At 73.6% G+C, this 26,751-nt stretch carries 22 protein-coding genes; 11 read left to right on the top strand and 11 right to left on the bottom strand.

Annotated elements, in window-relative coordinates:
* Window positions 1-47: 47 nt before the first annotated feature.
* From ACQPYE_RS14275 to ACQPYE_RS14265, 3 genes are read left to right on the top strand one after another with little or no spacing between them, the layout of a single operon-like run.
* Window positions 48-734 carry a response regulator transcription factor gene (locus tag ACQPYE_RS14275; protein WP_498721647.1) on the top strand — a complete coding sequence of 229 codons (687 nt, stop codon included), beginning with the start codon at window positions 48-50 and terminating at the stop codon, window positions 732-734.
* A complete protein-coding gene (locus ACQPYE_RS14270; protein ID WP_498721646.1) occupies window positions 735-2,090 on the top strand; it encodes a sensor histidine kinase in 1,356 nt (451 codons plus the stop codon). It abuts the gene before it with no gap.
* Entirely contained in the window at window positions 2,087-2,971 is an 885-nt protein-coding gene (locus ACQPYE_RS14265) for a TAXI family TRAP transporter solute-binding subunit (RefSeq protein WP_498721644.1), read from the top strand. Before ACQPYE_RS14270 ends, ACQPYE_RS14265 begins: the two co-directional genes overlap by 4 nt.
* On the opposite strand, the gene ACQPYE_RS14260 is transcribed toward ACQPYE_RS14265, so the two are convergent.
* Window positions 2,968-4,419: a trypsin-like peptidase domain-containing protein gene (locus ACQPYE_RS14260; protein WP_498721643.1), complete on the bottom strand. Its 1,452-nt coding sequence runs from the start codon at window positions 4,417-4,419 to the stop codon at window positions 2,968-2,970. The genes ACQPYE_RS14265 and ACQPYE_RS14260 overlap by 4 nt on opposite strands.
* Window positions 4,419-5,057, bottom strand: coding sequence for a hypothetical protein (locus ACQPYE_RS14255; RefSeq protein ID WP_498721642.1), 639 nt, complete (start codon window positions 5,055-5,057; stop codon window positions 4,419-4,421). Before ACQPYE_RS14255 ends, ACQPYE_RS14260 begins: the two co-directional genes overlap by 1 nt.
* Before the next feature lie 262 nt (window positions 5,058-5,319).
* Here ACQPYE_RS14255 and ACQPYE_RS14250 point away from each other — a divergent pair, with 262 nt between their 5' ends.
* Window positions 5,320-5,778: a YkvA family protein gene (locus ACQPYE_RS14250; protein WP_498721641.1), complete on the top strand. Its 459-nt coding sequence runs from the start codon at window positions 5,320-5,322 to the stop codon at window positions 5,776-5,778.
* A 3-nt stretch (window positions 5,779-5,781) separates the two neighbouring features.
* Here ACQPYE_RS14250 and ACQPYE_RS14245 read toward each other — a convergent pair whose 3' ends face one another.
* Window positions 5,782-6,483: a lysophospholipid acyltransferase family protein gene (locus tag ACQPYE_RS14245; RefSeq protein ID WP_498722910.1), complete on the bottom strand. Its 702-nt coding sequence runs from the start codon at window positions 6,481-6,483 to the stop codon at window positions 5,782-5,784.
* A 110-nt stretch (window positions 6,484-6,593) separates the two neighbouring features.
* On the opposite strand from ACQPYE_RS14245, the gene ACQPYE_RS14240 reads away from it, so the two are divergent.
* The 3 genes from ACQPYE_RS14240 to ACQPYE_RS14230 are packed head-to-tail and all read left to right on the top strand — an operon-like array spanning window position 6,594 to window position 9,711.
* A complete protein-coding gene (locus ACQPYE_RS14240) occupies window positions 6,594-7,784 on the top strand; it encodes a PP2C family protein-serine/threonine phosphatase (protein ID WP_498721640.1) in 1,191 nt (396 codons plus the stop codon).
* On the top strand, window positions 7,781-9,277 hold the full coding sequence (locus ACQPYE_RS14235; RefSeq protein ID WP_498721638.1) for a sensor histidine kinase: 1,497 nt from the start codon (window positions 7,781-7,783) through the stop codon (window positions 9,275-9,277). The genes ACQPYE_RS14240 and ACQPYE_RS14235 overlap by 4 nt, the downstream gene beginning before the upstream one ends.
* On the top strand, window positions 9,274-9,711 hold the full coding sequence (locus ACQPYE_RS14230; protein ID WP_498721636.1) for a response regulator: 438 nt from the start codon (window positions 9,274-9,276) through the stop codon (window positions 9,709-9,711). The genes ACQPYE_RS14235 and ACQPYE_RS14230 overlap by 4 nt, the downstream gene beginning before the upstream one ends.
* Window positions 9,712-9,731: 20 nt before the next feature.
* Here the strand turns inward: ACQPYE_RS14230 and ACQPYE_RS14225 are convergent, their stop codons facing one another.
* The 5 genes from ACQPYE_RS14225 to ACQPYE_RS14205 form a co-directional block, all read right to left on the bottom strand.
* Complete coding sequence (locus tag ACQPYE_RS14225) at window positions 9,732-10,730, bottom strand: MBL fold metallo-hydrolase (RefSeq protein WP_498721635.1); 999 nt, start codon at window positions 10,728-10,730, stop codon at window positions 9,732-9,734.
* Window positions 10,731-10,739: 9 nt separating this feature from the next.
* Entirely contained in the window at window positions 10,740-12,014 is a 1,275-nt protein-coding gene (locus tag ACQPYE_RS14220) for a glycosyltransferase 87 family protein (protein WP_498721634.1), read from the bottom strand.
* Window positions 12,004-13,248, bottom strand: a complete 1,245-nt coding sequence (locus tag ACQPYE_RS14215; protein ID WP_498721633.1) for a glycosyltransferase 87 family protein — start codon at window positions 13,246-13,248, stop codon at window positions 12,004-12,006. Before ACQPYE_RS14215 ends, ACQPYE_RS14220 begins: the two co-directional genes overlap by 11 nt.
* Complete coding sequence (mptB, locus tag ACQPYE_RS14210; RefSeq protein ID WP_498721632.1) at window positions 13,241-14,959, bottom strand: polyprenol phosphomannose-dependent alpha 1,6 mannosyltransferase MptB; 1,719 nt, start codon at window positions 14,957-14,959, stop codon at window positions 13,241-13,243. Before mptB ends, ACQPYE_RS14215 begins: the two co-directional genes overlap by 8 nt.
* Window positions 14,960-15,239: 280 nt before the next feature.
* Entirely contained in the window at window positions 15,240-15,509 is a 270-nt protein-coding gene (locus ACQPYE_RS14205; protein WP_498721631.1) for a GNAT family N-acetyltransferase, read from the bottom strand.
* 63 nt (window positions 15,510-15,572) lie between these two features.
* Here ACQPYE_RS14205 and ACQPYE_RS14200 point away from each other — a divergent pair, with 63 nt between their 5' ends.
* On the top strand, window positions 15,573-16,589 hold the full coding sequence (locus ACQPYE_RS14200; protein ID WP_498721629.1) for an LLM class flavin-dependent oxidoreductase: 1,017 nt from the start codon (window positions 15,573-15,575) through the stop codon (window positions 16,587-16,589).
* Window positions 16,590-17,029: 440 nt separating this feature from the next.
* On the opposite strand, the gene ACQPYE_RS14195 is transcribed toward ACQPYE_RS14200, so the two are convergent.
* Window positions 17,030-20,137, bottom strand: a complete 3,108-nt coding sequence (locus tag ACQPYE_RS14195; protein ID WP_498721627.1) for an AfsR/SARP family transcriptional regulator — start codon at window positions 20,135-20,137, stop codon at window positions 17,030-17,032.
* Window positions 20,138-20,251: 114 nt separating this feature from the next.
* Between ACQPYE_RS14195 and ACQPYE_RS14190 the strand changes: the two genes are divergently transcribed.
* Window positions 20,252-21,787 (top strand): MFS transporter, encoded by a 1,536-nt coding sequence (locus ACQPYE_RS14190; protein WP_498721626.1) that lies wholly within the window; start codon window positions 20,252-20,254, stop codon window positions 21,785-21,787.
* 39 nt (window positions 21,788-21,826) lie between these two features.
* Here the strand turns inward: ACQPYE_RS14190 and ACQPYE_RS14185 are convergent, their stop codons facing one another.
* Complete coding sequence (locus tag ACQPYE_RS14185; protein WP_498721624.1) at window positions 21,827-23,818, bottom strand: UvrD-helicase domain-containing protein; 1,992 nt, start codon at window positions 23,816-23,818, stop codon at window positions 21,827-21,829.
* A 420-nt stretch (window positions 23,819-24,238) separates the two neighbouring features.
* Between ACQPYE_RS14185 and ACQPYE_RS14180 the strand changes: the two genes are divergently transcribed.
* The gene (locus ACQPYE_RS14180; RefSeq protein WP_498721623.1) at window positions 24,239-25,102 is read left to right on the top strand and encodes a DUF6801 domain-containing protein; all 864 of its coding nucleotides are present in this window, start codon (window positions 24,239-24,241) and stop codon (window positions 25,100-25,102) included.
* A 91-nt stretch (window positions 25,103-25,193) separates the two neighbouring features.
* Here the strand turns inward: ACQPYE_RS14180 and ACQPYE_RS14175 are convergent, their stop codons facing one another.
* Window positions 25,194-25,748 (bottom strand): TetR/AcrR family transcriptional regulator, encoded by a 555-nt coding sequence (locus tag ACQPYE_RS14175; protein WP_498721622.1) that lies wholly within the window; start codon window positions 25,746-25,748, stop codon window positions 25,194-25,196.
* Between the two features lie 80 nt (window positions 25,749-25,828).
* Between ACQPYE_RS14175 and ACQPYE_RS14170 the strand changes: the two genes are divergently transcribed.
* Window positions 25,829-26,728: an SDR family oxidoreductase gene (locus tag ACQPYE_RS14170; protein ID WP_498721620.1), complete on the top strand. Its 900-nt coding sequence runs from the start codon at window positions 25,829-25,831 to the stop codon at window positions 26,726-26,728.
* Window positions 26,729-26,751: the final 23 nt, after the last annotated feature.

Here is a 26,751-nt window from a genome sequence, read left to right as displayed (position 1 = left end):
TTTACACCTTGAAGGCCATAATCGCCCCAACCAAAGGGGGTGGACGGGTGCGCGTGCTGCTCGTCGAGGACGACGACGGGGTCGCGGACGCCTTGGTCGAGGCGCTGGAGGCCAACGACCACTGGCCGAGCCGGGTGGCGCGCGGCTCGGACGCCCTCCTGGTGCACCGCGACTTCGACCTGCTGCTGCTCGACCTCGGGCTGCCCGACACGGACGGGCTGGAGGTGCTGCGCAAGATCCGCAAGGTGTCGCCGGTGCCGGTGCTGGTTCTCACAGCACGGGGCGACGAGCGGTCGATAGTGCGTGGTCTGCGGCTCGGCGCGGACGACTACCTGGTGAAACCGGTCCGCCTCGGAGAGTTGCTCGCCCGGATGGACGCGGTCGCGCGGCGCAGCGCGGCGCTCACCGGGCCGAAGGACCGGACGGTCCGCATCGGCGACGTGGAGATCGACCTGGAGGGCAGGCGGGTGGTCGTCGGCGACGGGGAGGTCTTGTTGACCACCAAGGAGTTCGACGTGCTGGCCGCGCTGGCCGGCCGCGCGGGCACGGCGGTCAGCCGCCAGCAGCTCATGGACGAGGTCTGGGGTGACGCCTACCTGGCCGTGTCCCGGTCGTTGGACGTGCACCTGGCGGGGCTGCGGGCCAAGCTGGGACGCCCCGGCCTGCTGACCACCATCCGCGGTTTCGGCTACCGGCTGGGCCCCGGCGGAGCCGACGGCCGGACGGGGGAGTGAATGCGCCGCCGCCTGCTGCTGGTGCTCCTGCTGTTCTCGGCCGCCGCCGTGGCCGCGTTCGCCGTGCCGCTGCTGTCGTCCACGGCCACCGAGCGCACCCAGCGGTTCGTGCTGGCCCGCACCGGTGACCTGGACCGGTTCGCCGCACTCGCCCAGCAGGCCGAGACCACCGGCGACGAGGCCGCGCTGGAGGACGAGGTCGCCGCGTACGTCGAGCTGTACGGCGACCCGGTGGTGGTGGTCGACGCCCGCAGGCAGCCGGTCGCCCAGGCCGGTCTGACCTCGGACGACCCCGCGCTGGCGCGGGTGCTGGACGCGGCGCTGCGCAACCAGCCCGCGTCGTCGGTGCCGACGCTGGCGCCGTGGTCGTCGGGGCACGTGGTGTTCGCCCGACCGGTGGGCACGGGCACCCGGGTGGCCGGGGCGGTGGTGCTGCGCGCGTCGGTGGACCGCGCGGCGGCGGACGTGACCGGGCGGTGGCTGCTGGTCCTCGGCGGCGCGCTGGCGGCGGCCGTCATCTCGGTCCTGCTGGTGCTGGCCGTCACCCGGTGGCTGCTCAAGCCGCTGGCGGAGCTGGCGACCGGCGTCCGGGCGGTGGCCGCGGGCGAACGGCGCGCGCACGTGGCCAGCGGCAGCGGGCCGCCGGAGGTGCGCGAGCTGTCGGAGTCGTTCAACCGGATGTCCGACACCGTCACGGAGGCCGCCGACCAGCAGCGACGGCTGATCGCGGACGCCTCGCACCAGCTGCGCAACCCGATGGCGGCGTTGCGGCTGCGCATGGACACGTTGAGCGGCCAGGTCAAGCCGGAGGGTGTGCGCGCGTACACGGCGGGGGTGGCCGAGATCGAACGGCTGGAGTCGCTGCTGGACGGGCTGCTGGCGCTGGCGTCGGCGGAGAGCGCGGCCACCGAGGTCGCGGCGGGCGGGCGTGAGCCGGAGCTGACCGACGTCGGCGCGGTGGCCGTGGACCGGGCCGGGTTCTGGCAGGTGCCGGTGCCGTCCACGCCCGCGCTGGCGGTGCTGGTGCGCTGCCCGGAGTCGGACCTCGCGCAGGTGCTGGACGTGCTGCTGGACAACGCGGTCAAGTACGGCGGCGCGGTGCGGGTGTCGCTCGGCGCGGACCGCGCGGCCGGTGTCGGCTGGGTGGAGGTGCACGACGACGGTCCCGGCCTGAGCGGGGAGGAGCTGGCCTTGGCCACGTCGAGGTTCTGGCGCGGGCGGTCCGGGCAGCCGGGCACGGGGCTCGGCCTGGCTATCGCGGAGCAGCTGGTCAAGGCGCGGCAGGGCGTGCTGGCCCTGTCGTCGGCGGACGGGTTCACCGCCCGGGTCGAGCTGCCGCTGGAGCCGGCGCTGTGAACCGGCGGGTGTTCCTGCTCGGGCTGCTGGCCGCCGGGTGCGCGACCGGCGCGCCGGCGGGTGAGCTGGCCATCGCCGCCGGTGAGCGCGGCGGCATGTACTTCGACTTCGCCACCCTGCTCGCGGAGCAGCTGGTGGACGTGCGCGGCCGGGCGCTGGAGACCGAGGGCAGCCTGGCGAACCTCGCGCTGCTGGCGTCGGGCGAGGCCCAGGTCGCGCTCGCGCTGGCCGACTCCGCGCTCGTGGCCGATCCCGGGCTGGAGCTGCGCGCCCTCGGCCGGGTGTACGAGAACTACCTGCAACTGGTCGTGCGGGAGGGCGACCCGGCGCGGACGCCCGCCGACCTGGCCGGGCGGACCGTGTCGCTCGGCGCGGAGGGCTCCGGCGCGTCGCTGTCCGGTGAGCGGATGCTCGTCGCGCTCGGACTGGGCGGCTCCGTGCGGGTGGAGCACCGCAAGCTCGGCGACGCGGCGGAGGCGTTGGCGGCGGGGCGGGTCGACGCGCTGCTGTGGTCGGGCGGCGTGCCGACGCCGACGTTGGACGGGCTGCCCGGCATCCGCCTGCTGCCGCTGGCCGACCTGGTGCCCGAGCTGCGGGCGGCGCACGGTTCGGTGTACGAGCAGGTGCCGGTGCCGGTCGGGGTGTACGGCGCGGCCCGCGAGGTGCCCACGATCGGGGTGGCGAACCTGCTGGTGTGCCGGGCGTCGCTGCCGGACGGGGCAGCCGCCGCGGTCACCCGGACGTTGATCTCGCGCGCCGCCGCCCTGGTGCCCCGGCAGACGGTGGGCACCCAGTTCCTGGACGTGCGCAGCCTGATCGGCACCGCGGGCCTGCCACTGCACCCGGGAGCCGCCGCCACCTACCGCGACCTGCACGGCTAACCACGCGTGGTCGGCTCGTCCTCGTCCCGGCCCCCGCCCTCGTCGTCGCGCCGCCGCACCTTGGCGGTCTCCGCCTCGCCGTCCATCGCCGGCGGGACCACCACCGGGTGGGCGACGGGCGGCTGGGCGACGGGCGGCTGGGCGACGGGCGCGAACCGCACCGGGATCCCGAGCGGCGGGGTGTCCACATCGGACACCACCGGCGGCGAGGCCGACGACGGCGGCGGCACGGCGGGCGACAGCCGGCGCCGGCGGGTCAGCGCGATGGCCGTGCCCGCCGTCGCCGTGGCCACCGCGACACCGCCGCAGAGCACCGCGAACCCGATCAGCCACGACGAGCTCCCGCCGGCCGACCCGCCCCGGTCGACCGCGAGCCGCCGGTACTCGGTCGCCTGGAGGTGTCCGGGCGACGCGGCCAGCACGTCGTCGAAACCCTCCACCGCGCCGTCGAAGTCGTCCGCGAAGTAGCGGTCCAGCGCGGCCCGGTAGTCGTGGTCGTGCGCGCCGGGCTCGGCCTTCACGTCCTTGCCCGCCAGCACGTCCGACAACGTCGACGACGCGGCGGCGAAGTTGAACGACTGCGTCTCCCCCGGCGAGCCCTGGCTCACCAGACCGACGATCCGGCCGTCCATGTCGACCACCGGCCCACCGCTCATCCCCTGCGTGGCGGCGGCGCTGAACTCGTAGAACGGCCGGTCGTTCTGCGTCCGACGAGCCGACACCTGGCCGTTCTTGTTGCTCGGCTCCAGGCTCGGGTCGACCGCCGCGCCCGCCGAACCGGGGTAGCCGATGGCCAGGATGGGCGTGCCGACCGGCGTCTGGTCGGTCCTGATCCCCAACGACGGCAGGTTCTCGCGCGGCACCTTCAGCACCGCCACGTCGCCCTCGGTCGGCGCGACGAGGTCGACCACGGTGGCCGGCGCGACGTCCCTGATCGGGCCGTCGCCGGTGGCCTCCATCCGCTCGACCTGGATCGCGCGGTCGACCGGGCGGTCCGGGTCCGCGCCCTCGGCGACGGCGTGCTCGGCCAGCTGCGCCTTGGCCCTGGCCCGGTCCACGACCCGGCCCACCGCCGCGAGGTCCTCGATCGCCGCGTCGAACAACGCGCCCGCGCCGCCCTGCGGTCCGGTGTGGACGCAGTGGGCGGCGGTGGCCACGTGCCCGTCCGGCCGGATCACCACGCCGCTGCACGTCGCCTTCACGACGTAGCCGTTCGCGCCGCCGAACACCTCGCCGGTGCGCTTGTCGCGCACCCAGCCGTGCCACTGCACGGTGATGAACACGATCGCCGGCCGGGCGATGGCCGCGGCCAGCTCCTCCGGGCTCGACGGCTGAGCGGCGACCGCGGCGGGAGCGGGAACGACCGCGGCGACCGCGACAGGCGCGGGAACGGCGGCGGGGGCGGCCGTGAGCGCCAGCAACGCCGCCGCGGCGAACACCGCGCGCATCAGCCGTACACCCCGAACCCGGCGGTCCGCGCCCACACCGACCGGTAGCCGCGGGAGTTGCTCTCCACGAGCTGCGTGCCCTGGCAGGCGTAGTCGTCCACCTCGTGCCGCGCCTGTTCCGAGGGGATCGTCTGGGTCTCCACCAGACCGCGCTGGTCGTAGTAGGCCCAGGTGAACTCCGCCTTGGTCTGGGCGCCGTAGGCGATGGCCCTGTCCGTCGCGGTCCAGGTGAACTCGATGACCCCGTTGCCGACGAGCCGCAGCTCGTTGCCGTTGAACGTGCCCTGGAACACCACGTCGGTCATCCGCTCGGTCCCGGTGCCGTCGGGCCGGAACTCGAACACCCGCCCGCTGGTGACCATCGGGAGGAGGTCCTCGTTGTTGTAGAACTTGACCATCACCTGCTCCTCCACCGTGCGCCACGAGCCGATCAGGCACAACGGCGGCCCGACGGGTCGGGTGGTGTCCGCGCGGGCGGTGGGCGAGGGCCGCCCGGCCGCCACCGGCACGGCTTCACGAGGCCGGTCGTCGGCGAGGACCACGGCGGTCAACCCGCCGGCCGCGAGGACGGCGCACGCGGCCACGACGAACAGCACCACGACGACGGATCGCGGCGGTAACCGGGGAGAATCGCTCACCGGGCCATCGTATGGACCGGACCGACCGCGCCACCCCGGGGTTGATCCGGAAGTTTCCGCGCCGTGACCCGACGCCGTGGCCCCGCGCCGTGATCCGACGCCGTGGCCCCGCGCCATGACCCGGCGCCGTGGTCCTGCGCCGTGATCCGACGCCGTGGCCCCGCGCCATGACCCGGCGCCGTGGTCCTGCGCCGTGACGCCGCACCCGGAATCCGCACCCGCTCCGCCCGCGGGCACCCCCCGCCGCCACTACCATGACCGTGTGATCTTCCTCAGCGTGGTCTTCACCCTGCTCGGGCTGAGCACGCTGCTGTGGCGTGACGACGAGCTGGTCGGCCTGCCCCCCGTCGTCGCCGGCTCCGCCCTGGTCGTGCTCGGCGTGGCGGCCGGCGTGCTGTGGGTCGTGCGCAGGCGGCGCCGGTGGGAGCGCAACGGCGAGCCGCGCCCGGTCGGCAACGTCCTCGACCGGGCCAAGGCCCTGCCCCGGCTGCTGCGCGAGCGCAAGGCCTACGGCCTGCCGACCGGCACGATGGCCACGTGGGCGTTCGCCGTGCTCTACCTCGTCTCCCCGGTCGACCTGCTGCCCGAGCTGCTGCCGCTGATCGGCGTGACCGACGACGCGGGCGTGGCCGTGTGGCTGCTCACCAGCGTGTCCACCGTCACGGGCCAGTACCTGCGGTGGGAGCGGGAGCGCTCGGGCAGGGCCGGGAAGAGCCCCTGACCGTCAGCCGGTCGCGGGCCGGGGCAGTTCGCGCACCCCGCTGAGCAGCGTGGTCACCGCGTCCATGATCCGCGCGGTCGCCTCGTCCAGCACGGCCTTGGTCGGCTCCAGCCCGTACAGGTCGGACAGGTCGACCGCCGCGCCCGCCACCACCGACACCTTCCGCCACGGCCGCGGCACGAACTTCCCCGGCGGCAGCAGCTCCCGGGTGCCCCACTGCGCCACCGGCACGACCGGCGTGCGGGAGGTCAGCGCCAGCCGCGCGACGCCGTTCTTGCCGCGCATGGGCCACCCGTCGGGGTCGTTGGTGAAGGTCCCCTCGGGGTAGACGATCACGCACTGCCCCTCGTCCAACGACGTGCGCGCGCTGTCCAGCGCCCGACCGGCCCGCACGCTGTCGCGGTCGACCGGGATGTGCCGTCCCGACGACATCACCCACCCGAGCACCGGCGCCTTCCACAGGCTCGCCTTGGCCAGGTACCGGGGCACCCGGCCGGACGCCAGCGCGAACGCGGTCAGCGTCACCGGGTCCGCGAAGGACAGGTGGTTGGACGCCAGCAGCACCGCGCCCTCGCGCGGGATGTTGGTCCGGCCCGCCATCCTCATCCGCACGAACAGCACCACCAGCGGCCACAGCAGGTCGATCGCCACGGAGTACCAGAAACCGCGGCCCCGTCGGGGCAAGCGGGTCGTCAGCGCCACCATCTGGGAGAACGTCACGCCAGGATCTTCGGCCATGGCCGCGGAGGCCGTCACCGCGCCCCACCGCACCGCCCTCGCCCGGCTCTGATCGAGTTCGACTAATCTCCTCCCCCGTGGCAGGGCTCCCCGCACCGCGGACCGCGGTGAACCGGATCAACGTGCTCCTCGTCGAAGACGACGAGGGCGACGCCGTGCTGGTCGAGGCCCTGTTGGACGAGGTGGACGCGGACGTCGCCCTGCACCGGGCGCGGACGCTGCGGGAAGCCGAGGGCCTGCTGGCCAAGGCGGACTGCGTGCTGCTCGACCTCGGCCTGCCGGACACGACCGGCCTCGACGGCCTGACCAGGTTGCTCGCCGACCCGGCGCCGGTGGCGATCATCGTGCTCACCGGTCTCAACGACGAGCACCAGGGCACCAGGGCGGTCGCCCAGGGCGCGGAGGACTACCTGGTCAAGGGCCAGGTGGACGGCGTGGCCCTGGCCCGGAGCATCCGCTACGCGGTCGGCCGCAAGCGGGTCGAGGAGACCCAGCGCCAGCTGCGCGACGAGAAGCTGCTCGCGGCGGAGAAGACCCGCCTGGAACGCGGCCTGCTGCCGTCGCCGATCATGCACGGCGACGACATCGGCTGGCAGGTCCGCTACCGCCCCGGCGGCAGCCGGATGCTGCTCGGCGGCGACTTCTACGACGTGGTGCGCACCGCCGACGGCACGCTCCAGGTGCTGATCGGCGACGTGTGCGGGCACGGCCCGGACGAGGCCGCGATCGGCGTGTTCCTGCGCATCGCGTGGCGGGCGCTGGTGCTGGCCGACCAGGAGCCGTCCCGGGTGCTGCGCACGTTGCACGAGATCCTGGAGCACGAACGCCACCAGCCCGGCCTGTTCACCACGGCGTGCATGGTGACGATCTCGCCGGACCGCCGGTGGGCGCGGGTCTACCTGGCCGGGCACCCGGAGCCGATGCTGCTGGTCGGCGACCGCGTGGTGGAGCTGCCCCGCGACCGGGCCGGGTTGCCGCTCGGCGTGCTGCCGGACAGCACGTGGAGCGGCCTCGACGTGCCGCTGCCGCCGGGGTGGTCGATGCTGCTCTACACCGACGGCCTGGTCGAGGGCCGGGTGCACGGCGACAGCGAGCGGTTGGGCTCGGAACGGCTGATCGACCTGATCGGCGAGATCACCGAGGAGCGACCGGATTGGCCACGAACGCCGGCGGCACTGCTGGACGACCTGATCAGCCGGGTGAAGGAACTCAACGGCGGGGAGCTGGACGACGACATGGCCGTGCTGCTGATCTCGGACCGCGCATGACGGACTACCGCACCCGCTGGCCCGCGAGCAAGCTCCTCGGCGCGGCCGTGGCGATCCTGATCGTGGTCTGCGCGGGCGCCATCGGCAGCGTCCTGGTCGCGCTGGACAACCTGACCGACGCCCGCACCGAGCTGCTGGAGCGGATCGACCCGACGAGCCGCGAAGTGCTCGAGATGCAGACCGCGCTGGTCAACCAGGAGACCGGTGTGCGCGGGTACGTGCTCACCGCCAACCGGAACTTCCTCACCCCCTACACCGACGGCCAGCAGGCCGAGCTGGACGCCGTGGAGTCCGCCCACTCGCTGCTGTCGGTGGCGCGGCCCGACCTGGCCCGCGAGTTGGAGGAGGTGGAGCGCCTGGCGACCGACTGGCGGCAGAGCTACGCCGACCCGCTGGTCGACCTGGTGTACGTGTCGGGCATCCCCCAGACCACCCTGGCCGACGCCGAGCGCGGCAAGACGTTGTTCGACCGCGCGAGTGCGGCGATGGTGGCCTTGAAGACCAAGGTCGAGGAGGTCTCCGCCGCCGGCCGGGCGAACGTGAACGACGTGGCCGCGCAGGTGTTCTGGCTGGTCGTCGGGCTGGGCCTGCTGCTGGTGCTGATCATCGCCGGGGTGGCGGTGATGCTGTACCGGATCGTGATCGCGCCGTTGAGCGGGCTCGCGGCGGACGTGCGGCAGGTGTCGTCGGGCGATTACGCGCACGCGGTCGAGGCGGGCGGGCCCAAGGAGACGGTGATGCTCGGCCAGGACGTCGAGGCCATGCGGGTGCGCATCCTGTCCGACCTGGAGGAGCTGCGGCGGTCGAACTCGGAGCTGGAGCAGTTCGCCTACGTCGCCTCGCACGACCTCCAGGAGCCGTTGCGCAAGGTGGCGAGCTTCTGCCAGCTGCTGGAGCGGCGCTACTCGGGTGAGCTAGACGAGCGCGGCGAGCAGTACCTGAGGTTCGCGGTGGACGGCGCGAAGCGGATGCAGGTGCTGATCAACGACCTGCTGGCGTTCTCCCGGGTCGGCAGGCTCGCCCGCGAGCAGACCCTGGTGGACTGCGACGAGCTGGTGTCCGAGGTGCTGGACAGCTACTCCGAGGCCATCGAGCGGACCGGGGCGACGATCGAGGTGGCCGACCTGCCGACGGTGCGCGGCGAGGCGTCGCTGCTCGGCGGGGTGTTCGGCAACCTGATCAGCAACGCGGTGAAGTTCCACGGCGACGACCCACCGCACGTGCGCGTGGACGTGGAGCGGACGGGCGAGTTCTGGACGTTCACGGTGAGCGATCAGGGCATCGGCATCGACGCCGAGTACGCTGAGCGGATCTTCGTGATCTTCCAGCGCCTGCACCACAAGGACGACTACCCCGGCACCGGCATCGGACTGGCGATGTGCCGGAAGATCGTGGAGTACCACGGTGGCACGATCTGGCTGGACACCAGCGAGGGCGCCACCGGGACCACCTTCAAGTTCACGCTGCCGGCAGTAGAGGACGACGAGCAATGAGCAACCCGCTGAACGTGATCGACGTCCTGCTGGTGGAGGACGACCCGGGCGACGCGCTGATGACGCAGGAGGCGTTCGAGCACCACAAGATCCGCAACCAGCTGCACGTGGTCCGCGACGGCGTCGAGGCGCTGGAGTTCCTGCGCCGCGAGGGCCGCTACGAGGACGCGCCGCGGCCGGGGCTGATCCTGCTCGACCTGAACCTGCCGAAGATGGACGGCCGCGAGGTGCTGGCCGACATCAAGGCGGACGCGACGCTGCGGTCGATCCCGGTGGTGGTGCTGACCACGTCGGAGGCGGAGGAGGACATCCTGCGCAGCTACAACCTGCACGCCAACGCCTACGTCACCAAGCCGGTGGACTTCGACCGGTTCATCGAGGTCGTCCGGCAGATCGACGACTTCTTCGTGACCGTGGTGAAGCTGCCCCGCTAGGCCGGACGGCGTGCGGGGCGTCAGCCGATCGCGTACCGCACCACGCCCTCCTCCTCGGTGGCGCTCAGCAGACCGCGGTGGACCAGCACGTCGAGGTGCGCGGCCGTCTCGCCGGTGGCCAGCACCTGGTTGAACAGGTCCAGCTCGTCGAACTTCCGGCCGCGCCTGGTCCAGCCGAGCTTGCGCGCGGTCTCGAAGCCGGTGCCGGTGCCCGCCCGCACGGCGTCCAGCGTGGCCGTGAGCCGGTCTTCGTGGTGGGCGAGCAGTTCGTCCACCCTGGCGTGGCTCGACTCGGTGACGGGGCCGTGGGCGGGCAGCAGCCGCAGGTCCGGGAAGTCGCGGACCAGGCGCAGCGAGTCGAGGTAGTCGCCGAGCGGCAGCGCGGGCCGGGCGGGTTCGAAGCCGATCGACGGCGTGATGTGCGGCAGCACGTGGTCGCCCGCGAACAGCAGCGACGACTCGACGTCGACGAACACCACGTGCCCGCGGGTGTGACCGGGCGTCGGCAGGACGCGCAGCACCCGCTTCTCCAGGGCCAGGTCGCCCTCGCGGAGCCACTCGTCGGGCTCCTCGTAGTCCCGCAGCTCGGCCTCGCCCATCGACGCCACCACCGCTTCCCACCGTTCGGCCAGGTGCGGCGCGCCCCACCGGGCCAGGTCGCGGACACCATCCCGGCGCCGGCCGATGACCTTGGCCAGGGACGGCTGCTCCCCCGCGCCGAGCGCGATCTTCGTGCCGAACCGGCGGCGCAGGGCCACGGCCATCGTGTAGTGGTCGCGGTGGACGTGCGTGACCAGGAAGCGGCGGACGTCCTCGAAACCGCGCCCGAGCGCGCCCAGCGCCGATTCCAGCGCCGTCTCGCCCGCGTCGAGGGCCCAGCCCGAGTCGATCAGGACGAGGCCGTCACCGTCGTCGACCGCGTACACGTTGACGGTGTGCAACCCGTCGTTGGGCAGGGGCAGCGGGATCCGGTAGACACCGGGCGCGACCTCGAAGACTCCGGGTTCGGTCCACTCCATCCCCGGATCCTACTTGCCGGTAACCCCGGTGTGGCCCGTCAGTGACGCGGTCGCCGGCGCACGCCGGGCCACCGCCTTCACCACGAACGGGATCACGGCGAGCGTGAGCAGCGCCAACGCCGGGTAGGCCCAGCCGATCGCGGAGAGGTAGCCGGGCCTCGGGATGGTCCAGATCGTGGGCTGCCGGTCGAGCTGGAAGGCGATCACGTCCCAGAACATGACCGGGCACCACAGCACCAGCAGCACGCCCCGGGCCCACGGCGCGATCCTGGTGTGCGCCAGCCAGATCAGCAGCGGCGCGATCCACACCCAGTGGTGGTCCCACGAGATCGGCGAGAGCAGCAGACCGAGGACCTGCACGACCAGCACGCCGATCAGCACGTCGCCCGCCCGCACGGCGGCACGCAGCGCGAACCCGGCGAGCACGGCCGACACCACCGCCGCGAGCACCCACGGCCACGTCATCTCGACGTCGTAGCCGAGGGTCCGCGACAACGCGCCGCGCAACGACTGGTTGTGCGCGGTGCCGATCGGGCCGACCCGGTCGGCCGCGCCGAGCAGCTCGAACCAGTAGTGCTTGGCCTGCGCCGGGTCCACCAGGAAGCCGAGGCCGACGCTCACCGCGAACGCCACGACCGACCACACCGCCGCCGCGAACCTGCGCGTGACCAGGAAGTACAGCCCGGAGATGGCGGGCACGAGCTTCACGCCCGCCGCCAGGCCGATGCCGAGGCCCGCGAGCCGGGAGTGCCGGGCCGTCATGGCGCCCAGCACCACCGCCGCCAGCAGCAGGTTGACCTGCCCGAAGTCGAACGTGTGCACCACGGGCTGCAACCACAGCAGCACGGCGGTCCACAGCAGCGCCCGACGGCGCCACACCGCGGCGTCCGCCGTCCAGCCCTCGCCGGCCACCAGGCGCAGGGCGACGCGCACCATCCAGTACAGGCACAGCCCGGACAGCAGCCGCAGCGCCCACTGCGCGGCGACCCACGGCAGCCACGTCATCGGCAGGAACACCAGCGCGCCGAACGGCGGGTAGGTGAACGGCAGCGGGAAGTCGGGCGGCGAGTTCGGCGACGTGACGTCGTAGAGGTCGCCGGAGAGCACGTGCGGCGCCAGCGCCCAGTACACGTACAGGTCGATCGTCTCGTTGCCGAACCCGGTGACGATGGTCCAGCCGCGGCCCACGACGGACGCCACCAGCAGCACCGGCGCGGCGACCAGCAGCCACCGCTCGGCCTTCACGAGCACGCGCGCGGCGGACGAGGGTGGTTCAGCTGACACTGGGCTCGACCTTCGACGTCGTGGCGGGCGGCGTGGCGGCGGCCGGCTCGCGGGTCTCGCCGCGCAGCCCCGACGGGATCACCGCGAGGGTGAGCAGCCCGAGCAGCGGGTAGCACCACCCGAGCGCGGCCAGCGGCCACGGCCGGGGGATCTCCCAGATGGTCGGCTGCTGGTCGATCAGGAAGGTGATCAGGTCCGCGCCGGTCACCACGACCCACGCCGCGGCGACCGCCAGGACGGGCCACGAGCGGCGCGCGCCGTAGACCGCCCACAGCACCAGGGGGATCACCCACACCCAGTGGTGGCTCCACGAGATCGGCGAGAGCAGCAGCCCGAACAGCTGCACGGCGACCACGGTGGCGAGCGCGTCCCCGGCCTTCACCGCGGCGCGCAGCGCGAACCCGGTCAGCACGGCCGACACCGCCACCGCGAGCAGCCACGGCCACGTCATGCCGACGTCGTGGCCGAGCGTGCGCGACAACGCGCCCCGCAACGACTGGTTGATCGCCGACCCGACCGGGCCGACCCGGTCGGCCGCGCCGAGCAGCTCGAACCAGTAGCGCCACGAGTCCGACGCGGAGGCGGCGAAGCCGACGGCCACGGTGAACGCGAAGCCGACCGCCGTCCACAGCGCCGCCTTGAACCGGCGCGTCACCAGGAAGTACAGCACCGAGATCGCCGGGGTGAGCTTCAGCCCCGCCGCCACGCCGACGCCGAAGCCCGCCACCAGGTGCCGGGTGGCGACCATCGCGGCGAAGGTGCCGGCGATCAGCACCAGGTTGACCTGCCCGAAGTCGAGCGTCTTGCGCACCGGCTCGCACCACAGCGCGAGCGCCGTCCACAGCAGCGCGCGGCGCGACCAGGTGGCGTCGAAACGCTGCCCCGACCTGGCGGCGACCAGCGACAACGCGGTGCGGACCAGCCACCAGAGGCAGACCAGGGACAACACCTGCCACACGATCCGCGCGGCCACCCACGGCAACCAGGACAGCGGGAGGAACAGCACGGCCGCGAACGGCGGGTAGGTGAACGGCAGCGGGAAGTCCGCCGTGAACGGCATGTCGATCGTGTAGAGCTGATCGGTGAGCAGGTTCGGCGCGAGGCTCCAGTAGACCTTGAGGTCGATCATGCCCCAGCCGCTCGGCACGCCCAAGCGCCAGAAGTACCAGCCCAGCGACAAGCACAACACCAGCGGGGCGAACCTCAGCACCCGCTGTTCGATCCGGTCAACCACCCGTGCTCCCGCGCTGCTTCCCGGCCGCGTCCGGCTCGCCCGTCACGTCGTCGTCCTCGATCTCGACCTCGGTCGGCGCCTGCTCGGTGACGGGCGGCGGCGCCTGCTGGACGAGTCGCGGCGCCTGCTCGACGAGCAGCTTCGGCCGGTCCGCCTCGCCCGACCGCGCCCGCAGCTCGCTCAACAGCGACCACACCGGTTGGCGGCCCAGGAGCGACCGGCCGACCCACACGCCGATCAGGACGGTGACGGCCAGGTAGGACCACCACACGACGGGGTTCGCCGAACCGTAGTGCCAGCGGGCGACGATCGTGCCGTCGGGGAGCGTGATGAGGACCATCCAGACCGAGAAGCCCGCGGCGGCGGCGAGCCACCGGTCCTTCCACGCGAACGCGGCGGCGAGCGCCAGGACCCAGGTGAAGTACCAGGGGAGGACGGACGGGGCCAGCACGGAGGCGGCGAGCAGGGCGATCGCGGCACGCCGCACGGCGTCCACACCGCCCGCCCTGGCCAGCCACCACTGGCGGACCAGCACGGCGGCGAGGACGTACACGCCGGCGGACCGGAAGAAGCCGAGGAAGCCCTCGTAGGTCGCGCCCGGGATGTGCCGGCCGACCGAGTAGTAGAGCAGTTCGGCGACGGCGCAGGGCAGCGACATCCAGGTCAGCAGCGGCGTCTGGCTCTGCAGCACGTTGACCCAGCCGAGGTCGACCCCGGCGATGATCGTGGAGAGCGCGAAGACGCCGGCGAACGTGATGCCGCCCACCGCGCACGCCTGGAAGAACCGCTGGCGGGCCGGGCCGGACATCCGCGCCACCCACACCCAGATCAGGAACGGGATCACCAGCACCGCGGTGGCCTTGACCGCGGTCGCCAGGGCGATCACCGCGATGCCGCGCACGTGCTTGCCGTCCAGCACCATCAGCACGCCGACCGCCATCAGGCCGACCATCAGGATGTCGTTGTGCGCGCCGCCGATGCCGACGGCGATCACGAACGGGTTCGCCACGGTCAGCCACAGCGCCACCGACGTGCGCCCGCCGAGGTGCCGGACCAGTCCGGGCATCGCCCAGGCCAGCATCGCCAGCCCGCTGAACACGGCGAGCCGCATGAGGACCGCGCCGATGATCACGTTGTCCCCGGTGATCGCCACCACGCACTTGGCCACCAGGAGGAACAGCGGCCCGTACGGCGACGGCGTGTCCTGCCACAGCGACGCCACGTTGCCGCCGAGCGACAGGGGCAGCACGGACGCGCCGGTCGTGTAGGGGTCGAACCCGTGCAGCGCGACCGCGCCCTGGGCGAGGTAGCTGTAGACGTCCCGGCTGTACAGCGACGGGCCGATGAGCAGCGGCGCGGTCCACGCGGCGGCGGCCAGCACCACGCCGCGGCCGTCGACCTGGGCGGCGCGCACCATCCGGCCGAGCCGGACCCACGAGTAGACCAGCAGCCCCACGCCGACGAAGACCACGGCGGTGGCGAGGTCGCGGCCGTGGCCGTACCGCACCGCGTTGAGGATCGTGCCGGTCAGCAACGGGTCGCGGCGCAGCACCGCGCCGGCGCCGACGCCGCCGAGCGCGATCAGCAGCCCGCCGAGCGCGCCGAGTCGCAACAACCGGGGTGGAACCTGCCGGATGACCTCCGACCACGTGCCCACCCTGCGGGTGGGTCCGTCCGTGCGCGCGCCACTTCCGCTCACCTCAGCGGTCACAGCCAGGCCCACCTCATCGGTCTCGTGATCGGTCCTCGTCCCCGTCGACCGCGTCTGCCGTCGACGACATCACCATCATGGCGGGGATCGAGCACGAGTGAGGCCACGATCAGCAATGTTGACACGATCAGCTACCACTGTTGACCAAAAGCCGCCTACTTGGCCGTGTTGTTACCCCCATTTGTGACGATTCACACTCAGGGGCAACCTCGGCCCGGTATGCGCTGGTGAGCGGGTGCGCCTATTCGACTGGGCGGCGACGTGCGGACGCGGCGGCGCGTCACCCGGTCCGGAGCTCGGGGTGCTTCTCCAGGTAACCGCGCACGAAGGGGCACTCGGGCACGACGGTCAGCCCCTTGGCGCGCACGTCCTCCAGGGCGTGCCGGACGAGCCGGCTGCCCAGGCCCTTGCCCTCGATGGCGACCTCGGTGTGGGTGAACGTCACGACGCCGTCCGCCGAGGTGTACTCGGCGAAACCGCCCAGCTCGCCGTCCAGTCGGACCTCGTAGCGGGACTGCTCGGGGTTGTCGGACACGGACACAGCGGTCACGGGTGCTCCTCCACGCTCTGGACTGGCGGGTGTCACGGTAGTCGCGGCGTGCAAGATTGTCTGATGGACGTGTACCTGCTGATCTTGGGCGATCACCTGCCCAACCCGTACACCGGCCGGGCCGTGACCGAGTGCGACCGGCTGCGGGCGGTGGTCGAGCAGGCCGTCGTGGCGGAGGAGGCCGGCTTCACCGGGGTGGCGATCGGCGAGCACCACTTCACCCGGTACATCGTGTCGGCGCCGGAGCTGCTGCTGGCCACGATCGCCGACCGCACGTCGACGTTGCGGCTGTCCACCGGGGTGACGCTGCTGGCGCACCACGACCCGGTGCGGGTGGCGGAGAACGTGGCCACGTTGGACGTGCTGTCGCGGGGCCGGGCGGAGCTGATCGTGGCGCGGGGCGTGTCGCAGCGCACCGACGTGGCGTTCGGGGTGCAGGACGACCTGCGGGCGCGGTTCGACGAGAACCTGCGGCTGCTGCTGCGGCTGCTGGAGGAGAAGCACGTCACGTGGGAGGGCAAGTACCGCAGCCCGCTGGTGGACGTCACGACGACGCCGCGCCCGGTGCAGCAGCCCCGGCCGCTGGTGTGGATCGGCAGCGGGTCGGCGGTGTCGGCGGACCTGGCGGTGGAGCTGGAGCTGCCGCTGATGCTGCCGAGCACGTTGCGCGACCCGGGCACGCACCGGTCGGTGGTGGAGCGCTACCGGGCGGCGATGGGCGGTGGCGGGCGGGTGGCGTTGCCGAGTCACGTGTTCGTCGCGCCGACGGCGGCGGAGGCGCGGGAGACGTGGCGGCCCCACCTGGCGGCGTACGCGGAGTTCGCCGACCCGTGGCGCGGTGACGGCGAGGTGGACGTCGACCTGCTGATGGAGGGCGCGGCGGTGTGCGGCGATCCGGCGGAGGTGACCGCGCGGCTGAACCGGCTGACCGGGCTGCTGGGCCTGGACGCGCAGCTGGTGATGGTCGACATAGGCGGTCTCCCCCACCAAGCCGTGCTCGACACGATCCGCCTGTTCGGCCGGGAGGTCCTGCCGAACCTGGACCCGTCGCCGGCACGGGCCGCGGACCGCGCGTCCTGACCGTCGAATTCACGGCGGCCCACCAGTCCGACCCGTCCCGGTGACCGCGATCGACCGAACCTCTCGTTCTCGTGTTCGGAATCGTCGGTGTTTCGGGCGGAACAAGCTCGCCGGGTGTTCTGAGCGTTGAATTCGGGTGTTCCGAACGTAGGACACGGGTGTTCTGAACGTAGGACTCGCGGGGTTTGACCGTAGGACTCTCGAGTTGTGGATGTAGGACTCACGAGAAGTGGGTAGTCCGGGCGGGAAGGAGGTTGACATGGTCCAGCCACAACCGCCCGAACCGCGTCCCGTCCCGGTGCCGCCCCCGGTGCCACAACCGCCGAGGGAGCCGTCACCCGGCACGGAGCCGCCGATCCCGCCCACCCCGGAGCCGCCGGCGCCCAACCGGCCCGCGCCCAACGAGACCCCACCCACGGGGTGAGGGTGCGGCCGGGGACTTAGGGGACCAGCAGGTCCGGTTCCGCGCCGCGGGTTCGGCCCCGGGTGAACGCCGAGGTGAAGCGCTCGGGGCCGAGCGCGGCGCGAGTGGTCGCGGTGATGCGGGTGACGTCGCCGCGCTCACCGGGCGGGAGCGGGGCGCCCGCCCCTTCCCGCAGGGTGGCGGCGGCGCCCAGCAGGTGGGCCGCCCGGGCGTGGTCCCCGGCCAGGGATTCCGCGCCGGCCAGCCCTTCCAGCGCTAGGGCCACGGCACGCGGGTCGGCGGCCTTGCGGGCCGCGGCCAGGCCCTCCAGGTGCAGGGCGCGGGCGGTGTCGGGGTCGCCGCGCAGTTCGGCGATGAAGCCCAGCTCGGCGACGATGAGGGAGACCGCGATCTCCGACTCCAGCCGCCGGTCGTAGACCAGCCACTTGCGCAGCAGCGCCTCGGCCTCGGCGAACCGGCCCTGGCGGCGCAGGCTCAGCGCCAGGCCGAGCTCGGCGAACTCCTCGCCGAGCGTGTAGCCCTGCGCCGCGGCCTGCGCCCGGGCGCAGGCGTGCAGCTCGTCGGCTTGCTCGTAGTCGCCGGTCAGCAGCGCGATCCGGCCGAGCGCGGACAGCTCGTCCGCCACCTCGGTGCCCAGGCCCAGCTCCTCGGCGATCCGCAGGCCCTCCCGGTGCAGGGCGGCGGCGCGGTCGTAGTCGCCGACGATCTCGGCGTGCGCGCCGAGCCCGAACGTCGCGTGCAGCCGGCCCCAGCGGTCCCCCACCTCGGCGAACAGCGCCATGCTGCGCTCGCCGTGTCGCGCCAGGGCGTCCAGGTCGCTGCGCGTCGACGCGTAGTGCGCGAGGGTGCCGAGCGCGGCGGCAGTGCCCCACGGGTCGCCCTGGTCCTGGAACACCGCCAGCGCCGACCGGACGAGGTCCTCGCCGAGGCCGGGCTCGCCGATCCCCACGCCGACGAACCCGAGGAACCACTCGGCCCGGGCCCGGCGCGCCGCGGCGTCCCGGTCGGCGGGGCGGGCGCCGGGCGGCGGCACGAGGCTCGACGTCACCCCCGTGAGCAGGCCGAACGCGGTGTGCCAGGCCTGGACCGTGCCCGCCTGGTCCGCCGGGCCGCCACCGGCCAGTGCCGCCGTGAACGCGCGCAGGCCCTCGCCCAGCCTGCCCCGCAGCACCCAGTACCAGGCCAGCGAGTCCACCAGCGGCAACGCCTCGCCGTCCCGGGCCGCGTGGTCGATCGCCGCGCGCAGGTTGGCCGTCTCGGCGTCGAGCAGGCGCAGCCACCGCCGCTGCTCCGGGCCGCGCAGGAGCGGGTCGGCGGTCGCGGCCAGGCGCGCGTAGTGGTCGCGGTGCCGCCGCTCGACCGCCGCGGCCTCGCCCGCCTCGCGCAGCCTGGCGGCCGAGTACTCGGCGACCGACTCCAGCAGCCGGTAGCGCGGCGGGTCGTCGCCGAGGGTGGCGGTGACCAGCGACCGGTCCACCAGGCGGGCCAGCAGGTCGGGCACGTCGAGGTCGTCGTCACCGGCCACGGCCTCCGCCGCGCTCAACGTCCAGCCGTCCACGTGCGCGGACAGCCGGCGCAGCACGGTCCGCTCGGCCTCGGTCAGCAGCTCCCAGCTCCAGTCGAGCACCGCCCGCAGGGTCCGCTGCCGGGCGGGCGCGCCGCTGTGCCCGGCGGTCAGCACGCGGAACCGGTCGTCCAGCCGCGCCAGCACCTCGTGCACGCCCCACGCGCGCACCCTGGTCGCGGCGAGTTCCAGGGCCAGCGGGATGCCGTCGAGCCGGCGGCAGATCGCCGCGACGGCGTCGGCGTTGGCGGGGTCGAGGGCGAAGCCCGGCGCGCGCGCCGCCGCGCGGGCCACGAACAGCTCGACGGCGCTCGGCCCGGCCAACGTCGGCACGGGCCACAGCAGCTCGCCGGCCACGTCGAGCGGACGTTGGCTGGTGGCCAGCACCCGCAGCCCCGGCGCGGCGCGCAGCAGCCCGGCGGCCAGCTCCGCCACGGCCGGCGCGACGTGCTCGCAGTTGTCCAGCAGGAGCAGCATCCGCTTGGCGCGCACCGCCTCGGCCAGCGTGCCCACCAGGTCGGTCGCCACGCCGTCGCGGACGCCCACGCTCGCCGCGACCAGGGCCGCCACCTCGTCCGGCGGCGCGCCCGCGGGCAGGGTAGCCAGCTCCACCAGCCAGGTCCCGTCCGGGAAGCCGGCCAGCAGGTCTCGGGCCACGGCCAGGGCCAGCCGGGTCTTGCCCACGCCGCCGGGCCCGGTGAGGGTGACGAGCCGGTCCGCCGCGAGCAGCGCCCGCACCTCGTCGACGTCGGCGTCCCGGCCGACCAGGTCGCCGAGCGGGTGCGGCAGGTTCGTCGGCGGCTCCACCGCGCCGCCGAGCGACGGGTCCTGGTCGAGGATCGCCCGGTGCAGCGCGGCCAGCACCGGTCCGGGCTCGACGCCGAGCTCCGCGACCAGCCGGGCCCGCAGGTCGCGGTAGCCCACCAGCGCCTCGCCCTGCCGGCCGGCCCGGTAGAGGGCGCGCAGGTGGGCGGCGCGGAGGCGTTCGCGCAACGGGTGCCTGGCCACCAGCTCGCCCAGCTCGTCGGCGAGCACGCCCGGCTCGCCGAACTCCAGCCGGGCCTCGGCGCGCTGCTCCCACGCGGTGAGCCGCAGTTCGTCCAGCCGGGCGGCGGCCTCGCGGGCGAACGCCTCGTCGGCGAAGTCGGCCAGCACCGGTCCCCGCCACAGCGCCAGGGCCTCGTCCAGCAGCTCGACCCGGACGCGCGGGTCGCCCGTGGCGGCCTCGGCCAGGAGCGCCTCGAACCGGCCGGCGTCCACCGCGTCCGGCGCGACGTCGAGCAGGTAGCCGGGCGGGCGTGAGACGACCAGCCGCCGCGCGCCCGGTTCGGCGTCGTCCAGCGCGGCCCGGAGCTGGGACGCCCTGGTCTGCAACGCGCCGGCGGGGTTCGCGGGCAGCCGGTCGCCCCACAGGCGGTCGATCAGCCGGTCGGCGGGCACCACGCGGCCCGCGTCGATCGCCAACTGGGCCAGCAGCGCCCGGACCTTCACCTCGGGGACGCGGACGGGGCGGGCGTCCGACGTCCACGCCGAGAGCGGGCCCAGCACCCCGAAACGCACGGTCCGACCGTACCCGAAGTCGATCTGGAGGGTTCCTGGAGCGGCCCCGGCCACCGTGGGGTGACCAGGGCGGGATGACCCGCCCGGGCGGTGCGAGCAAGGGAACGAAACACCATGTCTGTCGATGTCGATGTCGGTGACCGGGCCGGGACCAGGGAGTGGTTCGGACTCGCGGTGCTGCTGCTGCCGACCGCGTTGCTGTTCCTGGCCATGACCGTGCTGTTCCTGGCCACCCCGCACATCGCCGCCGACCTGCGGCCGACCAGCGGTCAGCTGCTGTGGGTCAACGACGTGTACGGGTTCGTGATGGCCGGGCTCCTGGTGGCCATGGGCACCGTCGGCGACCGGATCGGCCGGCGGCGGGTGCTGGTGTTCGGCGCGGTGGTGTTCGGGATGGCGTCCATCGGGTCCGCGTTCGCGCCGAACGCCGAGGCGCTGATCGCGGCCCGCGCGCTGATGGGCGTCGGCGCGGCGGCCGTCATGCCGTCCACGTTGTCGTTGGTCAGCACCATGTTCCGGGACGCGCGGCAGCGGGCCACGGCGATCGGGCTGTGGGCCGCGTCGGTGTCGGTCGGCGTCGCGGTCGGGCCGCTGGTCGGCGGGCTGCTGCTGGAGTCGTTCTGGTGGGGCGCGGCGCTGCTGATCGGGGTGCCGGTGATGGCGCTGGTGGTGGTCGTGGCGCCGCTGGCGGTGCCGGAGTACCGCGCGCCCGGCGTCGGGCTCCCGGACGTGCCGAGCGTGCTGCTGTCGATGGCGGCGCTGCTGCCGTTCGTCTACGGCGTCAAGGACTTCGCCAAGTCCGGGCTGACGGTGACGTCCGCGGTGACGGTGGTCGTCGGCGTCGCGTTCGGGGTGCTGTTCGCCCGCCGGCAGCTCCGGCTGGACCACCCGCTGCTGGACGTGCGGCTGTTCGCGAACCGGACGTTCAGCGGCGCGTTGGGCGTGTTCCTGCTGTCCGCCATCGCCCTCGGCGGCATCTACCTGCTGTTCACGCAGTACCTGCAACTGGTCGCCGGGCTGTCGCCGTTGGCGGCGGGGCTGTGGATCCTGCCCGCCGCGCTGGCGCTGGTGGCCGTGTCGACGTTGTCGCCGATCATCGCCCGGCGGGTGCGGCCGGCGTACGTGGTGGCGGGCGGTGCGGTGTTCTCGGTGGCCGGGTACGTGGTGCTGACGCAGGTCGGCGGCGTCGGCGGGCTGCCGCTGCTGATCACCGGTTTCTACCTGCTCTACCCCGGCATCGCGCCGACGATGGCGTTGACCACCACGTTGGTGATCACCGCCGCGCCGCCGGAGAAGGCGGGCGCCGCGTCGGCGGTCAGCAGCACCGCGAGCGACCTCGGCGTGTCGCTCGGGATCGCGTTGATGGGCAGCATCGGCACCGCCGTCTACCACGCCACCATGCCGTCCGGCGTGCCCGCCGAGGCCGCGGACTCGCTGCCGGGCGCGCTGGCCGCCGCCGCCGACCTGCCCGCGGAGGCGGCGCGGGCGTTGGTGGAACCGGCGCGGGCGGCGTTCACCAATGGGCTCAACGTGGCCGCGGTGGTGGCGGCGGTCCTGGTCGCGGGCGCCGCCACGCTCGCGGTGACCGTGCTGCGCGGCGTGCCCGCGACGGCCGGGCCGGCACCCGGGCCGGCGACGGTGAACGCCTGATCTGCCCAGGTCGGCCGGGGACGCGTCCCCGGCCGTTCCTCAGGTGCGCACCACGACCAGGCGGCGGGTGGCGCGGGTCAGGGCGACGTACCGCTCGGCCGGTGTCATCCGCTCGGGGTCGACCACGACGACCGTGTCGAACTCCAAGCCCTTCGCCGCGCGCGGCGTGAGCGGGCCGGTCGGGGTGATCACGGCGAACGTGCCGGTGGCCGGGCGGAACGACCAGGGGTCGGCGCCGGTGACCTCGAGTGGTGGCTCGCCGTGCCGCACGGACGTCGGCGGGACGGCGTCGGGGTCCACCTCGGCCAGCGCGCCGGCGGCGTAGGCCGTGATCTCGGCCGGTGTGCGGTAGTTGACCGTGAGCCTGCGGTGCTGCCAGCGGTCCCGGGCGAGCGGGTCCAGCACCGTCCGCCAGTCGCGGGCGCCCGCCTCGGCCTGCCGCTGGGCCAGGTCGCCGACGACGGTCATGGACCGGTTCGGCCCGCGCCTGGCCAGCAGCCGCCAGTCCATCTCGGACAGCTCCTGCGCCTCGTCGACCACGATGTGGCCGTAGGTCCACTCGCGGTCGACGGCGGCGCGCTCGGCCAGGACGCGGTGGTCCGCGGCGGTGTGGCGGTCGGCCAGCCACTCGGCGTCGACCAGGTCGACGGCCCGCAACTCGTCGGTGTGCATCGCCGGGTCGGTGTCGATGACGTGCAGCACGCCTTGCGCGTACTCGACGGCACGCCTCCGCTCCGCCGCCGCGCGGCGTTCGGCCTCGCCGTCGGAGCCGAGCAGTTCGGCGGCCTCGTCCAGCAGCGGCACGTCGGAGACCGTCCACGCGTGCGGGTCCTCGCGGCGCAGCTCGGGGTGGCCGAGGGCGGAGCAGCGGCCCGCGTAGAGGTCGGCCAGGAGTCGTCGGGGCGTGAGGATCGGCCACAGCTCGGCGGCGGCGCGGCGCACGTCGGGGTGGCCGGTGAGCTCGCGGCGCACGTCGGCCGCCAGTTCCGGCCAGTCCTCGCCGATGAGGTCGAGCGCGGGTGCGACCAGGGCGTCCACCAGCGCCCGGTGGAACGCCGGTTGGGCCTCATTGTGCTTGAGCCCGGCGGCGCGCGCCCGTTCCCTGGCGCGGGCGGCGATCTCGGCGGTCAGGTCGACGGTGACGTCCTCCAGCTCGACCGGGATGGGCTCGGCGGGCAGCTCCTGCCGGTCGGCGATGGCCGCGACCAGCAGGTCGACGGCCGACCGGCCGCCTTTGAGGACCTGGAGCTCCGGGGTGTCCTCGCGTTCGGTCCGGACGCCGGGGAACAGCTCGCCCGGCGTGGCGAACACGACGTCGGTCTCGCCCAGGGACGGCAGGACCTCGCCGATGTACCGCAGGAACCCCGGGTTCGGGCCGACCACCAGCACGCCTTGGCGGGAGAGCCGGTCGCGTTGCGCGTAGAGCAGGTAGGCCACGCGGTGCAGCGCCACGGCCGTCTTGCCCGTGCCCGGTCCGCCCTCGATCACCAGCACGCCCCGGTGCGGCAGGCGGATCACCTCGTCCTGCTCGGCCTGGATGGTGGACACGATGTCGCGCATGGTGGCGGAGCGGGGCGCCCGCACCGCGTCGAGCAGCGCTTTCGAGGTGAGGTGGAGCTCGTCGTCGTAGAAGCCTTCCAAGCGCCCGCCCCTGGTCCGGAAATGGCGGCGGAGGGTCACTCCCTCCGGGTTCGCCGCGGTCGCGGTGTAGAACGGGCGGGCGGCCGGCGCGCGCCAGTCGGTCAACAACGGCTCGTAGTCGCGCTCGGTGTCGAACAAGCCGATCCGGCCGACGTAGACGCGGTCCTCGGTGGTGTCGACGCGGCCGAAGCACAGGTTCTCCTCCGCCGCGCCCAGGCGGCTGACCTGCTCGGACAACGTGCGGACGGCCACCTCGCGGTGCCAGCGCTGTTCGTCGCCGTCCTTGAGCGCGGCGGCCAGCTCCGCTCGTGCCGCAGCCTGCTCCCGCGCCAGCCGATCGTGCAGGAAGGTGATCCGCTGTTGTTCGGCGGACAATTCCCCGGTGGTCACGCTTGCCCCCTGTGATATACTGGGATTGTCTTTCTTCCGCCATTTCAGGCGAAGTCGACCTTCATTCTTATCACCTTCCCCGACATATTTCACGGGACCCGCGTCGGACTGTCCGATCGCGTGACGTGACCGGTCACGTGGAGGCCGTTCCCGCTGCTGTCGTTGACCGGTGACGACCTGGCAGCAGGGGGCAGGGTCGCGGGTCGGGTGAGGCGTGCGCGCGGCACGGCGGCGGCGAAGGTGGTGCGCGACAGCCGGTGATCGCCCGCCGAGCGTCTTATTTCCTCCTTCTTCATTCCCCGTGCGTCTGGATGGTCCACCCGTGTAGGGGTTGATCTGCGGGACACTGTCCGTGGGCGGGTGAACACGGAGAGGACGTAAAAGTTGCGTAGAAAATGGACTTCATTTCGCGTCACCGCCTTGTCCCTGGCGTCGGCCCTGGTGGCCGCCGGGGCGCTGACGGGGGCCGCGAGCCCGGCGTCGGCGGAGACGACGGCGGTGCGCATGGAGTACACGTGCACGACCTCCGCTTGGCCGAGCGCCCAGCTGACCGTGTGGGTCGTCGGCGGCCTGCCGAATGAGGGCATCGGCTCGAACAGCGCTCCCACCAGCCAGTACTTCTACATCGACGTGGACCTGGACCTGCGCGAGCTGCGCCCGGTGCTGACGCTGGCCGAAGGGGTGCGCCTGGACGGCGACAGCACCGCGAAGCTCGGCGCGAGGATCGTCGGTCCGGGCGGGACGCGGACCACCGAGGCCTCGTTCACCTTCGCGCCCAAGTGGTTGCAGACCACCCAGGGGACCGCGGCGCGGGCCGCGGGCAGCTTCCCGGCGCAGTACCTGAACACTTCCGGGTCCTACGACGTGCGCGTGGACGACCTGACGCTGACCCTGCGCCCCAAGCGTGCGAACGGCACGTCACTGGGCACGATCACCGCGTCCTGCACGCACGATCCGGCGCAGAACGACCTGCTGGGCACCGTGTCGTTGCAGGGGGTCATCATGGAGCGACCGCCGCGCCCCGACGGGCTGACGGTGGTCTCGACGACCCCGACGTCGGTGACGCTGACCTGGCGGGGTTATTCCTGGTGGAACCCGATCGGGGGCTACGACGTGTACCTGGACGGGGACGGGGGGCACACCGGCTTCGTCACCCAGAACCAGGTCACGCTGACCGGGCTGACCCCCGACACGCAGCACCGGGCGAAGGTCGTCAGCGTGGACGTGCAGGGCATCCGGTCGAAGATGAGCCAAGGCCTGATCTTCACCCTCCCGCGGGCCTGACCCGCGCGACTCCCCCGGTCTCCGGGGTCCGCCGCTCGGTGGACCCCGGAGACCGGTCGGGCGCGTGATGGCCCTTGGCCCGCTCACCGGCCTAAAGGGCGCGCAGTACCGCCGCGCTGTCCGCAATGCAGGCGGCGACGGGGGGTGGCTCCTCCTCCGACACCCAGCGTGCGACGGCGACCTGGAACACCGTCACGGCGCTGTGGGCGGCGAGGTCGGCGACCTGGTCGGCGACGCCCCGCTCGCGCAACGTCCCGGCCGTCGCGTCGGCCAGCGCCGCGAGCTTGAGCAGCTCGCGTTCCCGCAGGCCCGGGTTGGCCTCGATCAAGCGGTTCCGCCGCACGGCGTGGTCGCGCCGGTCCTCCAGCAGGGCGCCCGCCGCGACCACGCCGGCCAGCGCGGCGTCGAGCGGTTCGGCGGAGGGCGGCGCGGCGAGGATCGCGGTCGACGCCACCTGCTCCATCACCTGGGCGCCGTCGAAGAGCACCTCGCGCTTGTCCGCGAAGTGACGGAAGAACGTCCGCTCGGTCACGCCGGCGCGTTCGGCGATGTCCCCGGCGGTGGTCTGCTCGAAGCCGCGCTCGGCGAAGAGGTCCATCGCGGCGCGGATCATCCGCCCGCGGGCGTCCGGCTCCCAGCGGCTCATGACCGGGAGTGTAGTGATGACAGTCGCTGACATGGCGTGCTACGGTCGATGTCAGTCACTGACATAGCGGAAGGAACACCATGCGCGTCTTCGTCACCGGGGCCTCCGGCTGGATCGGCTCGGCCGTCACCGACGAACTGCTCGCCCACGACCACGAGGTCGTCGGCCTCGCCCGCTCCGACGAATCGGCCGCCGCCCTGGAGGCCAGGGGCGTGACCGCGCACCGCGGCAGCCTGGACGACGTCGACAGCCTGGCCGCCGGCGCGGAGGCCGCCGACGGTGTCGTCCACCTCGCCTTCAAGCACGACTTCGCCGACTACGCCGGCGCCGGCCGCAGCGAGCACGCCGCCGTGCGGCGGATGCTCGACACCATCGAGGGCACCGGCAAGCCGTTCCTGTTCGCCTCCGGCGTGGCCTCGGACATCACCGACCGGCCGTTGACGGAGGACGACCCGTCGCCGCACCACGGCGCCGACTCACCGCGCGGCGGCAGCGAGAACCTCGCCCTGTCCTACGCCGACCGCGGTGTCCGGCCGGTGGCGGTGCGCTTCGCCGCGTCCGTGCACGGCATGGGCGACCCGGGCTTCGTCTCGACGCTGACGAAGGTCGCGAAGCAGCGGGGCGCGGTCGGCTACCTCGGCGACGGCTCGAACCGCTGGCCCGCCGTGCACCGCTCCGACGCCGCGCGGCTGGTCCGGCTCGCGCTGGCACAGGCGCCGGCGGGGTCGCGGGTGCACGCCGTGGCCGAGGGAGGCCTGCCGATCCGCGACATCGCCGCCGCCCTCGGCGACCACCTGGGCCTGCACACGGTGTCGGTGGCGCCGGAGGACGCCGAGGCGCACTTCGGCTGGATCGGGCACTTCGCCGGCATGGACCTCACCGCGTCGAGCGCCCGCACCCGGGAGCTGCTCGGCTGGACGCCGACCGGTCCGACGCTGTTCGCCGACATCGCCGCCGGCGCCTACCCGCTGCCGGAGTGACCGCCACGCGGTGACGCGCTGCC

The organism is Actinosynnema sp. CA-299493 (assembly GCF_050946825.1).
Classification (GTDB): domain Bacteria; phylum Actinomycetota; class Actinomycetes; order Mycobacteriales; family Pseudonocardiaceae; genus Actinosynnema.
The sequence above is the reverse complement of the archived record's forward strand: the minus strand, read 5'-3'. Positions and strand labels throughout refer to the sequence as shown.